The organism is Marinibacterium profundimaris (assembly GCF_002210095.1).
GTDB classification, from domain to species: Bacteria; Pseudomonadota; Alphaproteobacteria; order Rhodobacterales; family Rhodobacteraceae; genus Marinibacterium; species Marinibacterium profundimaris.
Genome location: NZ_AQQR01000011.1, coordinates 54,614 through 70,301 on the forward strand (window position 1 = coordinate 54,614; position 15,688 = coordinate 70,301).

Sequence of the window (15,688 nt, forward strand, 5' to 3'; positions counted from 1 at the left end):
CTTCCTAAGTCTTCAGCCGCTCCGCCACCGCGCGGGTGGCCGCCGCGACCGCATCGTCGATGCTCATTTCCGTGGTATCGAGCCGCAGCGCCCCCTCGGCCTGGCGCAAGGGTGCATCCGACCGGTTCATGTCGCGCTCGTCCCGGGCCTCGATATCAGCCAACACGGTCTCGTACGAGATCTCGGGATCCCTGGCGGCCAATTCCCTGTACCTTCGGGTGGCGCGTGCCTCGGCAGAGGCAGTCACGAAGATTTTCACCTCGGCCTGCGGGCAGATCACCGTGCCGATGTCGCGCCCGTCCAGAACCGCGCCGCCCAGCCGGCGGGAAAAGGCGGTCTGGAAATCGCGCAACGCGTCGCGCACCGCCGGCAGCGCCGCCGCCTTCGAAGCCGCCTGCCCCGCCTCGGAGGTCCGCAGCGCCGGGTCGTCCAGAACCCCGGCCTCCAGCGTCTCGGCCGCCTCGACCGGGTCCATGCCCTCGTTCATGCGCGCGCCGACCGCGCGGTAGAGCAGGCCGGTGTCGAGATATTCGAACCCGAATGTCGCCGCGAGCGCCCGGCCGATGGTGCCCTTGCCCGAGGCCGCCGGCCCGTCGAGCGCCACGGTAAACGGGCCGGTGAACGTGGTCTCGTCGCTCACGCCGCGACCTCTTCGGTCCGACGCAGATCGGCGCCAAGGCCGGACATCAGCGGCTCGAAGATCGGGAAGGAGGTCGCAATGGGCCCGCCGTCATCGACCGACACGGGCTGGTCGGCGGCCATGCCGAGGATCAGGAAGGACATGGCGATGCGGTGGTCCAGGTGGCTGGCGCAGGTCACGCCCCCCGTCACGCCGCCCTCATTGCCGCGTTTCGGAGAGCCGGTGACGGTCCACCAGTCCGGGCCGTCCTCGACCGTGACGCCGGCGGCACGGAGCCCGGTGGCCATGGCCTCGATCCGGTCGCTTTCCTTGACCCGCAGTTCCTTGACGCCCTTCATCACCGTCTGCCCTTCGGCGAAGGCGGCGACGACCGACAGGATCGGGTATTCGTCGATCATGCTCGCCGCGCGCTCCGGCGGCACGGCGATCCCCTTCATCTCGGGGGAATATCTTGCGCGCAGGTCGGCGACGGGCTCGCCCCCTTCCTCGCGCATGTTCTCGAAGGTCAGGTCGGCACCCATCTCCTGCAGGGTATAGAACAGCCCCGCCCGCGTCGGGTTCAGCCCGATGCCCGGCACCAGCACGTCCGAGCCCGGCACGATCAGCGCGGCGCAGACCGGGAAGGCGGCGCTGGAGGGATCGCGCGGCACGGTAATGTCCTGCGGCTTCAGCTCGGGCTGGCCGGTCAGGGTGATGACGCGGCCTTCATCGGTCTCGTCGGTGGTGATCTCGGCGCCGAAGCCTTCCAGCATCCGCTCGGTATGGTCGCGGGTGGCCTCCTTCTCGATCACGACGGTCTGGCCGGGGGCGTTGAGCCCGGCCAGCAGCACGGCGGATTTCACCTGCGCCGAAGGCACCGGCGTGGTGTAGCGCACCGGCACCGGGTCGGCGGCACCGACAAGGGTCAGCGGCAGGCGCCCGCCGGAGCGGCCATGCGACGCGGCGCCGAACAGCGCCAGCGGATCGGTGATCCGCGCCATGGGCCGCTTGTTGAGCGAGGCATCGCCGGTGAAGGTCGCCGCGATCGGCGAGGTTGCCATGGCGCCCATGATCAGCCGCACGCCGGTGCCGGAATTGCCGCAGTCGATCACCTGGTCGGGCTCGGCGAAACCGCCGACGCCCACGCCCTGCACCGTCCAGGCGCCGGGGCCGTCGTTGATGACCGTGGCCCCGAAGGCGCGCATCGCCTTGGCGGTGTCCAGCACGTCCTGCCCTTCGAGCAGGCCGGTGATGCGGGTTTCGCCCACGCTGAGCGCGCCGAGGATCAGCGCACGGTGCGAGATCGACTTGTCGCCCGGCACCTCGGCCTCGCCTGTCAGCGCGCCGCAGGGATGCGAGGTCATCGGGATCGTGGGGCCATGTGCGGACATGCGCATCTCCTTGGACTTACGTGCGGTCCCGCGATTAACGCATCGGGGCCGTTAGCGTCCAGAGACAAAGGGCGCCGCACCGGATGGGCGGCGCCGGGCCGCGCTTAGCCGGGCCGGCCGGTCAGCCAACGCAGCGGGTTCGTCTCGGCGATCTGGCGAAAGATCTCCTCTCCCAGCTCGTTGCGCAGACGGAAGCAGACGGCGCGCTCCGACAGCACCTCCTGCCGCGTCATGTAGTAATCCGAGCCGAAAAGCACATGGGCGCGCAGCCGGTCGGCTCCCTCGCCTTCGGAGGTCAGGAAGTGCCTGAGGAAGGGAATGTTCTCTTCGAAATCGAAGAGCGTGTAGGAGATGTCGGTATAAAGGTTGGGGTAGTCGCCGCTTTCGATCATCCAGCGGATCTGGTTGAACCAGTTTCGGTCGCGCCGATGCTCGTCCGCCGGCGGCCTCGGGTTTTCCGGGTTCACATAGGCATGCCAATCGCGCGAGCCGCCGAAATGCGCGAGGCAGACCTTCAGATCGGGGAAGGCCTTCAGCACCGGATCGAACGCATGTGGTTCGGTATACCGGTCGGCCCAGAAGGCGTTCAGGGGCTTGGGCGTGCCGGGATCGGCCGGATCATAGCGCGTCCGGCCCTGCACGCCCCCGCGCGAGCAATGGGACATGATCGGCAGCCCCTCGGCCTCGGCCCTGGGATAGACATGCTCCATCAGCGCAGGATGGTCGGGCGGAAAGCCCAACCGGGGGTAGATCTTGATCCCCTTGAAATGCAGCTTGTTGAGCGCGCGCCAAAGCTCTTGTGCCTGCGGATCTGCCCGGGGATCAATCGTGGCGAAGGGGATGACCTTCCGGCCCAGCGTCTCGTCCGCGGCCAGGCGCGCGAGTTCGTCGTGCTGGTCCCTGAGGGGAACGGGCACCGCGCCATGGCCGATCTGGCTAAGATCCATCGGCAGGACGACAAAGCGCGTCCGGTCGGGGGAATGGCGACAGAGGTTTTCCAGGATGCTCTTCTGCGTGGGCATCTCGGTTTCCGCGTGGAACCGGCGCAGGCGAAGTATCTGCTCGGCGGCATCGGGAAAGCCCAGGACCCGCACCAGCCAGGCGATCGGGCCGGCCAGCCCGGGGAAGCGCTTGACCGGGGCGACGAGGCGGCTGGGATAATGTTGGGGCGTATGCGTCCTGTTGAACAGGTGCACATGGCAATTGACGATCTCGATCGGTTTCTCGGCCATGACTGCCCCCCGTGAATCACTCCCGGGAGAGTATAGCAGCCTCAGCCGTCGCGAATGAACGTCAGGTAATGCGGCACGCGGCCCTCCCGCAGGGCCTTCTGTTCGTAGCGGGTCGAGATCCAGTCGTCCCAGGGGTCGCGCCAGTCGGCGGGGCGCTCGGCGGTCCAGGTAAAGCCGGCCTTCGGCACCTCCTCCAGCGTCTGGCGGACGTAGTCGGGGATGTCGGTCGCGACACGGAACACCGCGCCGGGTTTCATCACCCGGGCCAGCGGCTCCAGGTGTTCGGGCGTCACGAAACGGCGGCGGTGATGGCGTTTCTTGGGCCAGGGATCGGGATACAGCAGGAAGGCCCGCGAGATCGAGGCCGGGGCCAGCACGTCCATCAGGTCGCGCGCGTCGCCGGGATGCACGGCGAGGTTCTCGACGCCCGCCCGCCGGATCTTGCCCAGCAGCATGGCCACACCGTTGATGTAGGGCTCGGCCCCGATGATCCCGACATCCGGGTTCGAGGCCGCCTGGTGCACGAGATGCTCGCCCCCGCCAAAACCGACCTCCAGCCACACCGGCTTGCCCCCGAAAAGCGTGTCGAGGTCGAGCGGCCTGCGCTCGGGGTTGTCGTCCCAGTCGACCGGGCCGGGCGACAGCTGGCCCAGATCCTCGTCGAGATAGGTCTTCTGGCTTTTCTTCAGGCTCTTGCCCTTGAGGCGGCCGTAGAAGTTGCGGTGGGGGCGTTCGGTGCTCATGGGCTGGGCGTTTAGCGCGCGGCGCGGGGCGCGGCAACACTTCGGCGCGGGCGGGGCGGCGATTGCCGGGCGCGGTGCGGGCCGTCGGGGGCCGTCGGGGGCCGGGTTTTGCAGGGGCAATGCGGCACTGACGGGACACGGTCACCGAAAAGCCCCGCAATTGCCGCCTCCCGGGGCGGGACAAAGCGCGCGGGATGCGGTTTTATGGCGCCGCACCACCGGAGAGCCCCTACATGTTTCTAGCCATTTCCCTTCCGATCCTGACGCTGGCGGTGCTGGCGGCCTCGCTCTGGGCCTCCTGGCGGGCGATCCGCACCGCGCGGACGCCGCAGGGTGCGGTCGGCTGGGTCGTGTTCCTGCTTACGGCGCCCTATATCGCGCTGGTGCTTTACCTCTTCCTCGGACACCACCGCTATCGGCATTACCAGGTCTCGCGCCGGGAAAGCGGGCGCATCGTCGAGGCGGCGCGGGATTTCACCACGCGCTTTGCCCCGGGGCCGACGCCGGACGGGCTGAACCCCGAACCCTTCGAGAAGCTCGCCGCCATGGGCGCCACCCGCGGCAACGACATGGAGCTGCTGGTCGACGGCAACGCCACCTTCGACGCGCTTTTTGCCGCGATCGACGGGGCCGAGCACTACATCCTGGCGCAGTTCTTCATCATCCACGACGACGAGATCGGGAAGGCCTTTGCCGACCGGCTGATCGATGCCGCCGACCGGGGCGTGAGTGTGCGGCTGATCTTCGACCCGATCGGCTGCCGGACCCTGCCCGATGCCTATCTGGACCGGCTGCGCGACGCCGGTGTGCATGTCCCGCGCAAGCAGAAGCTCGCGCGCCGGTCGGGGCGGTTGCAGATCAATTACCGCAACCACCGCAAGACGCTGATCGTCGACGGCCACATCGGCTTCACCGGCGGGTTGAACGTGGGTGACGAATACCTGGGCCGCAGCGAGCGCTTTGGCCATTGGCGCGACACCTTCATCCGGGTCACCGGCCCCATGGTGGCCGAACTGCAGCTGGTCTTTGCCGAGGACTGGCACTGGGGCACGCGCGAGACGCTGGTCGCGCCGCTGCACTGGGAGCCGGCCGCGGCCGAGGCCGACATGACCGGGCTGGTCCTGCCCGCGGGCCCGGCGGACGAGGTCGAGACGGGGACGATGTTCTTCCTGTCGGCCATCGTCGCGGCGCAACACCGGCTGTGGATCGCCTCGCCCTATTTCGTGCCCGACACGGACGTTCTGAGCGCTCTGAAACAGGCCGCCATGCGCGGGGTGGACGTGCGGGTCATGGTCCCCGATGCGATCGACCACACTCTGCCCTGGCTTGCCGCCTTCGCGGCCTTCGACGAATGCCGTGCCGCCGGGGTCGAGATCTGGCGCTACAAGACGGGCTTCCTGCACCAGAAGGTCGTGCTGGTCGATGACCGGATGGCGGCGGTGGGGTCGATGAACATGGACAACCGCTCGTTCCGGCTGAACTTCGAAACCATGGCGGTACTGTTCGACAAGCGCGCCGCCGCCGCCGTCGAAGAGATGCTGACCGAGGATTTCACAAAGGCCGAGAAGATGGAGAAGAGCCTGTCGCAACAACCCCTGAAGATCCGTGTCGGCGCGCCGGTGGCGCGCCTGTTCGGACCGCTGCTATGATACGGGTCGCCAGCTACAACATCCGTAAGGCGCGCGGGATGGACCAGAAACGCGCGCCCGAACGGATCCTCGAGGTGATCTCTCGCCTGGGCGCCGACGCGGTGCTGCTGCAGGAGGCCGACCTGCGGCTGGGCTCCCGCCCCACCGCCCTGCCCCGCGAGATGATCGAGCGCGAGACGGATTTCCACGTGGCACCGCTGGCCGAGAACGACGTGAGCCTGGGCTGGCACGGCAACGCGCTTCTGGTGCGCAAGGGCTACGAGCTGGAGCAGGTCAACCGCTACAACCTGCCGGGCCTGGAACCGCGCGGCGCGGTCTCGGCCCTGCTGAGCGGCGGCGAGGAACAGGTGCGGCTGGTCGGCGTGCACCTGGGCCTGCTGCGCCCGTCACGGCGGCTGCAGCTTGAGATGATCCGCAACGTGCTGGACGACGACCACGTGCACCGCACGGTGATCGGCGGGGATTTCAACGAATGGTCGGCGCGCCACGCCCATGGGCCGCTGGAGCCGGATTTTCACATGGTACCCGAGCAGCGCAGCTTTCCCGCGACCTACCCGGTGGCGGCGCTGGACCGGATCGCGCACGGGCCCGGGCTGCTGCTGACGGCGTCCGGTGTCGAGGACGGGCCGGAAAGCCGGGCGGCCTCGGACCACCTGCCGATCTGGGCGGATTTCGCGATCCGCTCGCCGGAGTAACCGGCGCCGGGCGACAGCCGCGGGACCCGACCCCAAGATCAAACGCAAAAGGGCCGGCGCATTCGCCGGCCCTTTCGTGCAGAGTACAGACGTCCGGCTCAGACGGCCTTCTTGAAGGCCTCGGCCAGGTCGGTCTTCTCCCAGGAGAAACCGCCGTCCGCTTCCGGCTCGCGGCCGAAGTGGCCATAGGCCGAGGTGCGGGCGTAGATCGGCTTGTTCAACTCCAGGTGGGTGCGGATGCCGCGCGGGGTGAGGTCCATGACCTCGGCCGCGGCCTTTTCGATGACCTCGTCCGGGACCTGGCCGGTGCCGTAGGTGTCGACATAGACCGACAGCGGCTTGGCCACGCCGATGGCATAGGACAGCTGCAGCGTCGCCTTGTCGGCAAGGCCGGCGGCCACGATGTTCTTCGCAAGGTAGCGCGCGGCATAAGCGGCCGAGCGGTCGACCTTGGTCGGATCCTTGCCCGAGAAGGCACCGCCGCCATGGGGGGCCGCGCCGCCATAGGTGTCGACGATGATCTTGCGGCCCGTCAGGCCCGCGTCGCCGTCCGGCCCGCCGATCACGAAGGTGCCGGTCGGGTTGACCCACCATTCGGTGTCCTCGGTGATCCAGCCCTCGGGCAGCACTTCGCGGATATAGGGTTCCACGATGGCGCGGATGTCGTCGCTGGACTGGTCCTCGCTCTCGTGCTGGGTCGACAGCACGATCGAGGACACGCCCACCGGCTTGCCGCCTTCATAGACGACCGACAGCTGGCTTTTCGCATCGGGGCGCAGGCTCGGCTCGGCGCCGGACTTGCGGGCCTCGGCCAGGCGGCGGAGGATCTTGTGCGAATACTGGATCGGCGCCGGCATGAGTTCCGGCGTCTCGTTGGTGGCGAAGCCGAACATGATGCCCTGGTCACCGGCGCCGTCCTTGTCGACGCCCTGCGCGATATGCGCGGATTGCTCGTGCAGGAAGTTCAGCACGTGGCAGGTGTTCCAGTGGAAATGCTCCTGCTCGTAGCCGATGTCCTTGATGCAGTCGCGGGCGATCTGGGTGATGCGCCCCATGTAGTTCTTCAGCTTTTCCTGATCGGACAGGCCGACCTCACCGCCGATCACCACCATGCCCGACGTGGCAAAGGTTTCGCAGGCGACGCGGGCGTTTGCCTCCTCGGTGAGGAAGGCATCGAGGATGGCGTCGGAAATCCGGTCGCAAACCTTGTCCGGGTGACCCTCGGAAACGGATTCCGAGGTGAAGGTGTAGTTGTTACGGGTCATGAAAGGTGCTCCATTGAGTGTCTGTCCGTCACGCCAGGAAGCCGTTGTGACGGTGCTCGATTGGCCTATGCCGCCCGGAGGGGCTGGTCAATCGGAAAGTGTCTCGATCTTTCGTGATCCCGGGGAAAGCGCCCATCCCAGCAGCAGAAGTGTCACGATCAGCCAGGGCAGATCGCCGCTGCGCGCATAGAGCGTGGGCGGCAGGGGCGCGGGAAGGGCCGCCTGGACATAGCCGGTCTTGCCCAGTCCGAGGCTGTCGAGGATGCGGCCGTCGGGGGCGATGATGGCCGAAATGCCGGTATTGGCGGCACGCAGCATGGGCAGGCCCTGTTCGACCGCGCGCATCCGGGCCTGGGCCAGGTGCTGGTAGGGGCCGACGCGCTGGCCGAACCAGGCGTCGTTGGTGACCTGCAGTAGGAAGGCCGCCCGCCCCGGGGCACCGTTCACGTCCTGGGGAAACACCGCCTCGTAACAGATCAGCGGCAGCGCCCGGCCCAGCGGGCCGAAATCCATCAGCGCCGGTCCGGGGCCGGAGCTGTAGCCGTCGCCATCCTCGGCCGCGAGCCCCTGGATCCCGACCCGCTTGGCCAGGCCGCCCAGCGGGATGTACTCGCCGAAGGGCACCAGGTGATGCTTGTCGTAGACGCCCGTCGCAAGGCCGCCCCGGTCCAGCCGGACAAGCGCGTTGTAAAGCCGCCCATCCTCGTAGCGGCGGATGCCAAGCGCTACCTGCGCGTCGCCCGCGGCGGCGGATATGGCCTCGTACCAGGGGCCGGCCCGCTCGTGCACGGGGGCGATGGCGCTTTCCGGCCAGACGATCAGGTCGGGCCGCTCGCCCGCCGCGCTCAGCTCCAGCTGGCGCTGGAAGAAGACGGGGATGAACTCGGGATCCCATTTCTGGTGCTGTGGCGCATTGGGCTGGATCACCCGGACCAGATGACCGGTCGACCCGATCCCGGGCCGTGAAAGCTGCGCCGCAACGGTCAGCCCCAGCAACAGCGCCAGCGGCACCAGCAGCGCGGGACGGTCACGGTGCAGGATCCACAGCCCCACCCCGAAGGACGCGGCCAGCGCCAGCAGGCCCAGCCCATGCGGCCCGATCCAGGCCAGCAGCGGCAACATCGGACTGTCGACCAGCGTCTGCGCGGGCGCCGCCCAGGGAAACCCCGTCATAAGGTAGGCCCGGCCGAATTCGGCCAGCCCCAGGCAAGGGACCAGCAGCAGGCCGCGCCGCAGCGCCGTCCCGGCCAGCCGGTGCGCGGCCCAGGCACCCGCCGCCCAGAACAGCGCCAGCCCGCCGGCCATGAAGATTAGCGCGAAGGGCGCCATCCAGCCATGGCGTTCGATATCCACCAGGAAGGGCTCGACGATCCACATCAGCCCGTGTGCCAGGAAGCCGGTCGCAAAGGCCCAGCCGATGCAGGCGGCGCGCCCGGCCGTGCCCGCCGCGGTCAGCAGCACCGGCAGCAATGCCCAGCCCGCCAGCGTCACGATCCAGAGCCCGTAGGGCTCCAGCCCGAACCCCGACACGGCGCCAAGCCCGGCGGCAAGCAGCATCTGCGCCCAGGCCGGCCAGCGCGCCAGGAAAGCGGCGGGGTACATGTTCAGTGGCTGTCGTCCGGCAGGCGCACGCGCAGGCGCTTGATCCGGCGCGGGTCGGCATCGACCACCTCGAACTCGGCGCCGTCGGGATGTTCCACCACCTCGCCGCGCGCCGGCACCCGGCCCGAAATCATGATGACCAGACCGCCAAGCGTGTCGATCTCTTCCTCGTCCACCTCTTCGCTGTCGGTGAGCGAGCGGCCGATCTCTTCCTCGAATTCGTCGAGCGGGGTCTTGGCCAGAGCCAGGTAGACGCCGGGTTTCTCCTGCACCCAGGTGCGGTCCTCGTCGGTGTCGTGCTCGTCCTCGATCTCGCCCACGACCTGTTCGAGCAGGTCCTCGATCGTGACAAGCCCGTCGACCCCGCCGTATTCGTCGATCACCAGCGCCATGTGGCGGCGTTCGGCCTGCATCTTGGTCAGCAGAACCCCGATCGGCATCGAGGGCGGCACAAAGAGCAGATCGCGCAGCATCGAATGCAAGTCGAACGGCGTGTTCTTGCCGTTGAACCCGTGTGTCAGGGCGAAATCCTTCAGGTGAACGAAGCCCACCGGCGTATCCAGGGTGCCCTCGTAGACGGGGATTCGGGTCATGCCGCTCTCGCGGAAAACCTCGACCAGTTCATCGGCGGTGACCGTATCGGGCACCGCGACGATGTCGGCAGACGGGATCGCCACGTCTTCCACCCGCATGCGGCGCAGGTTCATCATCCCATGTCTTGGAGGTTCGGGTGCGGTGATCTCGGCCTCATCGTGGCCATTCACGGCAGCTCCGGGGCTCAGCACCCCAACTATCCGGCCAAAAAACCCACCCTGACCGGTACTTTCCTCGTCGTCCTCGTGCGCGCGCTGCGCTGCGCCAGACGAACCGTCGATATCGCCCATTTTTCCTATCTCAAACCGGGCCATCAGGACCCATTTGCGACGATATATGGATTTTCCAGCCCCAGTCCAGAGAGGATCTCCACCTCGAGCGCCTCCATCCGGGCCGCATCCGCATCGTCGACGTGGTCATAGCCCAGAAGATGCAACACTCCGTGAACCACCAGATGCGTCACATGGTCCGCCATTGGCTTGCCCGCGGCACTGGCTTCGCGGGCGCAGGTGTCCCATGCGATGGCGATATCCCCAAGCGTCAGATCCCCCCCGGGATCGGGTTCGGGCGTCAGCGGATCGCCGCCGGGCGTGTCGGGCGACAGGTCCTCGGCCGGCCAGCTGAGCACGTTGGTCGGCGCGGGCTTGCCCCGGAACTCGGCGTTCAGCACGGCGATGCGGGCGTCGTCGCAGGCCAGCAGGGATATCTCTGCCGCCTCCGGGGCGAGACCCAGACGGGTCAGCGCCGCATCGGCCGCCCGGTCCGCCAGGGCCTCGAGGTCCAGCGCCTCCCAGCGGCTGTCCTCGGTGATCGTCTCCACCGGCATGTCGGTCAGTCCAGCTTCAGGCTCAGCGCCATGTCGTCCAGCTCCCGCGTGAGAAAGCCCGAGGCAGGATCGGAAACATGGGCAAGATAGGGTTGCGAGGCGTCCAGCCGGATGTTGTCGGCGGCGACCAGGGCGCCTGCGCGCAGCCTTGGCGACAGCAGGTGCAGCACCGGCAGGTACATGCTTTTCCAGCCGTCGAGCAGCACCATGTCCAGCGGGCCCTCCACCGTTATCAGCGTCTCGCGCGCGTCGCCTTCCAGTAGGGTCACGATGTCCCCCACCCCGGCGCGGTCAAAGCTCTCGCGCAGGGCACGGCACTTTTCGGGATGCACCTCGGTCGTGAAAAGCTGACCGCCCGTCTCGCGCAGCGCGGCGGCCAGGTAAAGCGTCGACAGCCCGAAGGAGGCGCCGAATTCCACCACCCGCCGGGCCTGCGCCCCGCGCGCCAGCATGTAAAGCAGCCGCCCCTCTTCCGGCGACACGGCCAGGTATTCGGATCCCAGGCGCACGATGTCGTCGGTGTCCTCTTCCGGCAGGAACCCGCCCCGCGCCTCGCGCGCCTCGTCCGACGCGCGCGAGGCGGCATGCAGCCGCGACAGTTCCGCGGCGATGGCGGGATCCCGGGGGAGCCACATCGGTTCAGGCGGTTTCATCGGCCTCGTAGGCTTCGATGATCGCCGCGACCAGCGGATGGCGCACCACGTCCTTGGCCGTGAAATAGTTGAACGAGATCTTGGGGATCGACTTCAGCAGCCGTTCCGCGTCGGCCAGCCCCGAGGGCACACCGCGCGGCAGGTCGACCTGGCTGCGGTCGCCGGTGATGACCATGCGCGAGCCCTCGCCGAGGCGGGTCAGGAACATCTTCATCTGCATCGCCGTGGCGTTCTGCGCCTCGTCCAGCACCACGAAGGCATTGGCCAGCGTCCGGCCGCGCATGAAAGCCAGCGGCGCGATCTCGATCTGCTTTTCCTCGCGCAGCTTCTGCAGCTGCTTGCCGGGCAGGAAATCGTTCAGCGCGTCATAGAGCGGCTGCATGTAGGGATCGACCTTTTCCTCCTGGGTGCCGGGCAGAAAGCCCAGACGTTCGCCCGCCTCGACGGCGGGGCGGCAGAGGATGATCTTGTCGACATGGCCCTGGATGAACATGTTCACGCCCACGGCGACGGCGAGGTAGGTCTTGCCGGTGCCGGCCGGACCAATGCCGAAGGCCAGTTCGTTCTCGTACAGCGACTGCACATAGGCCTTCTGCGCGTCGGTGCGCGGCTCGACCAGCTTCTTGCGGGTCTTGATCTCGATCGTGCCGCCCTGGAACATCTCCAACTGGTCACCGGAGGTCTCTTCCTCCTCGACCGTGTTCATGCGGATCTCGCGGTCGATATCGCCGGCCTCGACGCTCTTGCCGGCCTCCAGCCGCTGATAGAGCGCCTGCAGAACGTGGGCGGCACGTTCCATCGCACCGTCCTCGCCGTGGATCGCCAGCGCGTTGCCGACGCGGATGATCTGCACGCCAAGCTTCTGTTCGACATCCGCCAGGTTGCGGTCGAACTCGCCACACAGGTCTATGAGCAGACGGTTGTCAGGGAAATCGATGCGCACCCCGCGTGGGGCGCTTTCGGAAAGGGGCGGGGTCAGGGCGCCTATGGCCAATCCGGTCTCCTTGTCAGATCTCATGATCGACCGTGCCAAGATCCGGGGGACCGTGCAAGCGCAGCGTGGCGAAAATTCACGCGATTGCAACAAAAGGGCCGCCCCATTGGGCGACCTGTGCCGACTTGTCCGGCGGGATCGTGCCGTCTGCGGCCGTTCCCGGTGCATGACGCAAGGGAAGGCAGCGCCCGGTGCCCCCGTGTGTCAGAGCAGGTCCGGAACCCCCGAGCCGCCCTTGAAATTGCCGGTCGCGGTGTTGGGCGGGGCAATACCCGAGCAGACGGGCTTGCCGTACTTGTCGAGCCGCTGGGACAGATAGCCTTCGAGCCCGTCGTCGATGATCCAGTGGTCGCAGCCGTTGGGGTCGACCCAGATGCCCGCCTCGAGCGTGGACAGGCTCTTGCGGTCGATGAAACCGTCGTAGCTCTTGTCCTCGCCCACGCAGGCGGTCAGCCCGGTGACGATCGCGAGGGGGACGATGATCCTGGAGAATGTCATTCGGGGGCCCCTCACTGGATGCAGATGATTTCGACGCGGCGGTTTCTGGCCATGCCGTCGCGGGTGGTGTTGGAAGCCACCGGCATCCGTTCGCCGTAGCCACGCACGTCGGAGATCCGCGCCCCGGTGGAGGCGGCGACCTTGGCCACCGAATTGGCGCGCCGTTCCGACAGGCGAAGATTGTACTCGTCCGAGGCGCGCGCATCGGTATGACCGATGATGATGAAGGCCGTGGCCGAGGATTGCGTGAAGAACTCGGCCAGGCGCTGCTTGCCGGCGGGGCTGACATGGGAACTGTCGGTCGAGAAGAACTGATCCGTGTTCAGCACGCCGCAGAGGTTGCCCCGGCGGCAGACCGGGATGCCCTGGCGGTTCACGTGGGGCGACATGTAGCCCTCGGCCCCGTCGTCCATCACCCAATGCTCGCAGCCGTCGGGATCGACCCAGATGCCCGGCACGTATCGCTCTCCGGACACGGTTGCCTGAGCCGACACGGCGTGGGGCGCCGCGATGATCTGCATCGCGGCCAGGGCCCCGACCAGCGCCAAACCCGCTACCCGGGCTCCGATCCGATCAAACACGCTTGTTCTTCCCTCGTTCTATTATTCTGCCGGACGCGGCCGGGGCCGCGACCTTCGCTGTTCTCACGCAAGGTTAAGCAAAGCCCAAGGGATTGTGAAGAAATTCCGGGAAGACCTCGCGCAGGCATAATGCCGGCACGACCCCTGCCGCAGCCCGGCCAGGCGAATCGCGCCTTTGAAAACTTGGGCGCGGCGGATCCCGAAGAGGCAAAGCGCGACATTTCGGCCGCCGCACATTTATGCGTTTCCCCGAGGCGCACAATCCACAGATTGCGCCATAATTGTGGCACATCTCCGGTCATCGCCCGCGCGTATGGGCCAGGTGCTTGGTCTTCGCCGCCAGAGTTAACTATTGCTGACCCGGAAATCTGGACGGCGTGGCCAGGCGCGGCCAGACAGGATTTACCGTCAAATTGCAGGATACCAATATGACCTCCATTTCTCGCCACATGTCGCGCGGCCTTCTCGGGATGGCCCTGGCTTCGATGATCCCGCTCGGGGCCGCTGCGCTGGATTACCCGACACGTCCCGGCACCGCGCCGAACCAGATCACGATTTCCTGCTTCCGCGGGCTGGTCGATGCCGTGGTCTGGGACCGCCCCAACGCGGTCTTCGTCGATGACCTCGTGCGGATCGGATACGAGTATCCGCAGGCCTACGCGATCGCGCAGACCGTCTGCCGTGACGAATATGGCGTGAACAACCCGGGCTACATGACCCAGCGCCTGCAGCAGCTGATGGCCACCACCCCCGTCACGCGCTGAGGCGGCACTTACCTGTGCAAAGAGGCCCGGGTCATGAACGCCGGGTCCGGACGCATCGGACCAGGTGCACAGGATGCGCCCGCCTCGCCCCGGACCATGCCGGGGCGCCGGATCAGACCAATTCGCCTGCGAGCGAATTGGGGCCCGACGCGGTGATCCGCACCCGGGCCAGATCACCGACAGAGACCTTGTCCGTGGTCACGTGAACCGCATGAAGGTGATCGGACTTGCCGACCATCTGCCCCGGGTTCCGCCCCGCCTTTTCGAACAGAACCCCGACCTCGCGGCCGACCATCGCGTCCTGCGCCGCGCGCTGCTGCCTGGTGATCAGCGCCTGAAGACGCTGCAGCCGGTCGTCGGCCTCGGCCGGATCGACCTGCGCGCGTTCCGCCGCCGGGGTGCCCGGACGGGTGGAATACTTGAACGAGAAGGCCGAGCCGTAGCCCACCGTCTCGATCAGAGCCATCGTCTCCTGGAAATGCGCCTCGGTCTCTTCGGGGAAACCGACGATGAAATCGCCCGACAGAAGGATGTCGGGGCGCGCCGCGCGGATGCGCTCGATCAGGCGGATATAGCTTTCGGCCGTGTGGCTGCGGTTCATGCGCTTGAGGATAAAATCGCTGCCCGATTGCACCGGCAGGTGCAGGTAGGGCATCAGCTTCTCGCAATCGCCATGGGCGGCGATCAGGTCGTCTTCCATGTCGTTGGGATGCGAGGTGGTGAAGCGGATGCGCTTGAGTTCGTCGATCTCGGCCAGCTCTCGGATCAGCTGCGCCAGCGTCCAGTCGCCCCCCTGCGGACCTTCGCCATGGTAGGCATTCACGTTCTGGCCCAGCAGGGTGATCTCGCGCACGCCACGCTCGACCAGGTCGCGCGCCTCGGTCACCACGCGGGCAACGGGGCGCGAGACCTCGGCACCCCGTGTATAGGGCACCACGCAGAAGGCGCAGAACTTGTCACAGCCTTCCTGCACGGTGAGGAAGGCGGTCGGTCCGCGCCTGGCCTTGGCGCGGCCCTTGAGATGCTCGAACTTGTCCTCTTCGGGGAAATCCGTATCCAGCGCCTTCTCGCCGCCGCGCGCCTTCGCTTCCAGCTCGGGCAGGCGGTGATAGCTTTGCGGGCCGACGACCAGGTCGACCATCGGCTGACGCCGCATGATCTCCTCGCCCTCGGCCTGGGCGACACAGCCGGCCACGCCGATCTTGAGATCCGGGCGTTCGGCCTTGAGCCCCTTGAAGCGGCCCAGTTCGGAATAGACCTTCTCGGCCGCCTTCTCGCGGATATGGCAGGTGTTGAGCAGGATCATGTCCGCATCGTCGGGCGTCGCGGTCTCGACATAGCCCTGGCCACCCAGCGCCTCGGCCATGCGTTCGCTGTCGTAGACGTTCATCTGACAGCCATAGGTCTTGATATAGAGCTTCTTCGGAGCGGACATGGGGCGCGGTTCCGGATTGTCGGGAAAACGAGGGGCTGACTACCGCATGGCGCGTGATCTTGCAATGCGCGGCGGATTGTCGGACGCTCGCCGGCGGCCGGGCCGTCCCGAAACGCACCCTTGTCGCGCGGCGGGCGGTCACGCCTT

16 protein-coding genes and 1 riboswitch are annotated in these 15,688 nt (G+C 67.3%); of the genes, 3 read left to right on the forward strand and 13 right to left on the reverse strand.

All coding sequences use genetic code 11. The annotated features are described in order from the left end of the window. Nucleotides 1–4: 4 nt before the first annotated feature. The 4 genes from ATO3_RS19970 to trmB form a co-directional block, all read right to left on the reverse strand. Complete coding sequence (locus ATO3_RS19970) at nt 5–640, reverse strand: (d)CMP kinase (protein ID WP_088651673.1); 636 nt, start codon at nt 638–640, stop codon at nt 5–7. Beyond that, complete coding sequence (gene aroA / locus ATO3_RS19975; protein WP_088651674.1) at nt 637–2,010, reverse strand: 3-phosphoshikimate 1-carboxyvinyltransferase; 1,374 nt, start codon at nt 2,008–2,010, stop codon at nt 637–639. Before aroA ends, ATO3_RS19970 begins: the two co-directional genes overlap by 4 nt. Before the next feature lie 104 nt (nt 2,011–2,114). After that, a complete protein-coding gene (locus ATO3_RS19980; RefSeq protein WP_088651675.1) occupies nt 2,115–3,242 on the reverse strand; it encodes an amidohydrolase family protein in 1,128 nt (375 codons plus the stop codon). A 41-nt stretch (nt 3,243–3,283) separates the two neighbouring features. Then, the gene (gene trmB / locus ATO3_RS19985; protein WP_088651676.1) at nt 3,284–3,985 is read right to left on the reverse strand and encodes a tRNA (guanosine(46)-N7)-methyltransferase TrmB; all 702 of its coding nucleotides are present in this window, start codon (nt 3,983–3,985) and stop codon (nt 3,284–3,286) included. Between the two features lie 233 nt (nt 3,986–4,218). On the opposite strand from trmB, the gene cls reads away from it, so the two are divergent. Next, nucleotides 4,219–5,634: a cardiolipin synthase gene (gene cls, locus ATO3_RS19990; protein ID WP_088651677.1), complete on the forward strand. Its 1,416-nt coding sequence runs from the start codon at nt 4,219–4,221 to the stop codon at nt 5,632–5,634. Then, entirely contained in the window at nt 5,631–6,329 is a 699-nt protein-coding gene (locus ATO3_RS19995; protein WP_088651678.1) for an endonuclease/exonuclease/phosphatase family protein, read from the forward strand. The genes cls and ATO3_RS19995 overlap by 4 nt, the downstream gene beginning before the upstream one ends. A gap of 98 nt (nt 6,330–6,427) precedes the next feature. Here the strand turns inward: ATO3_RS19995 and metK are convergent, their stop codons facing one another. From metK to ATO3_RS20035, 8 genes are all read right to left on the reverse strand, one after another. After that, nucleotides 6,428–7,594 carry a methionine adenosyltransferase gene (gene metK / locus ATO3_RS20000; RefSeq protein ID WP_088651679.1) on the reverse strand — a complete coding sequence of 389 codons (1,167 nt, stop codon included), beginning with the start codon at nt 7,592–7,594 and terminating at the stop codon, nt 6,428–6,430. Between the two features lie 6 nt (nt 7,595–7,600). Further along, nucleotides 7,601–7,650: riboswitch (SAM-SAH riboswitch) on the reverse strand. A gap of 31 nt (nt 7,651–7,681) precedes the next feature. Beyond that, nucleotides 7,682–9,196: an apolipoprotein N-acyltransferase gene (lnt, locus tag ATO3_RS20005; protein ID WP_088651680.1), complete on the reverse strand. Its 1,515-nt coding sequence runs from the start codon at nt 9,194–9,196 to the stop codon at nt 7,682–7,684. A gap of 2 nt (nt 9,197–9,198) precedes the next feature. Next, on the reverse strand, nt 9,199–10,080 hold the full coding sequence (locus tag ATO3_RS20010) for a hemolysin family protein (RefSeq protein ID WP_088651681.1): 882 nt from the start codon (nt 10,078–10,080) through the stop codon (nt 9,199–9,201). A 23-nt stretch (nt 10,081–10,103) separates the two neighbouring features. Next, complete coding sequence (gene ybeY / locus ATO3_RS20015; RefSeq protein ID WP_088651682.1) at nt 10,104–10,616, reverse strand: rRNA maturation RNase YbeY; 513 nt, start codon at nt 10,614–10,616, stop codon at nt 10,104–10,106. Nucleotides 10,617–10,621: 5 nt separating this feature from the next. Beyond that, nucleotides 10,622–11,251 (reverse strand): O-methyltransferase, encoded by a 630-nt coding sequence (locus ATO3_RS20020; protein ID WP_088651683.1) that lies wholly within the window; start codon nt 11,249–11,251, stop codon nt 10,622–10,624. A gap of 4 nt (nt 11,252–11,255) precedes the next feature. Beyond that, complete coding sequence (locus tag ATO3_RS20025) at nt 11,256–12,263, reverse strand: PhoH family protein (protein WP_233152231.1); 1,008 nt, start codon at nt 12,261–12,263, stop codon at nt 11,256–11,258. A gap of 204 nt (nt 12,264–12,467) precedes the next feature. After that, nucleotides 12,468–12,761 (reverse strand): hypothetical protein, encoded by a 294-nt coding sequence (locus ATO3_RS20030; protein WP_088651685.1) that lies wholly within the window; start codon nt 12,759–12,761, stop codon nt 12,468–12,470. A gap of 11 nt (nt 12,762–12,772) precedes the next feature. Next, entirely contained in the window at nt 12,773–13,282 is a 510-nt protein-coding gene (locus ATO3_RS20035) for an OmpA family protein (RefSeq protein ID WP_088651752.1), read from the reverse strand. A 488-nt stretch (nt 13,283–13,770) separates the two neighbouring features. On the opposite strand from ATO3_RS20035, the gene ATO3_RS20040 reads away from it, so the two are divergent. Continuing rightward, nucleotides 13,771–14,106: a hypothetical protein gene (locus tag ATO3_RS20040; protein WP_143747313.1), complete on the forward strand. Its 336-nt coding sequence runs from the start codon at nt 13,771–13,773 to the stop codon at nt 14,104–14,106. A gap of 112 nt (nt 14,107–14,218) precedes the next feature. Here the strand turns inward: ATO3_RS20040 and miaB are convergent, their stop codons facing one another. Then, a complete protein-coding gene (miaB, locus tag ATO3_RS20045) occupies nt 14,219–15,541 on the reverse strand; it encodes a tRNA (N6-isopentenyl adenosine(37)-C2)-methylthiotransferase MiaB (protein ID WP_088651687.1) in 1,323 nt (440 codons plus the stop codon). Between the last annotated feature and the right edge of the window lie 147 nt (nt 15,542–15,688).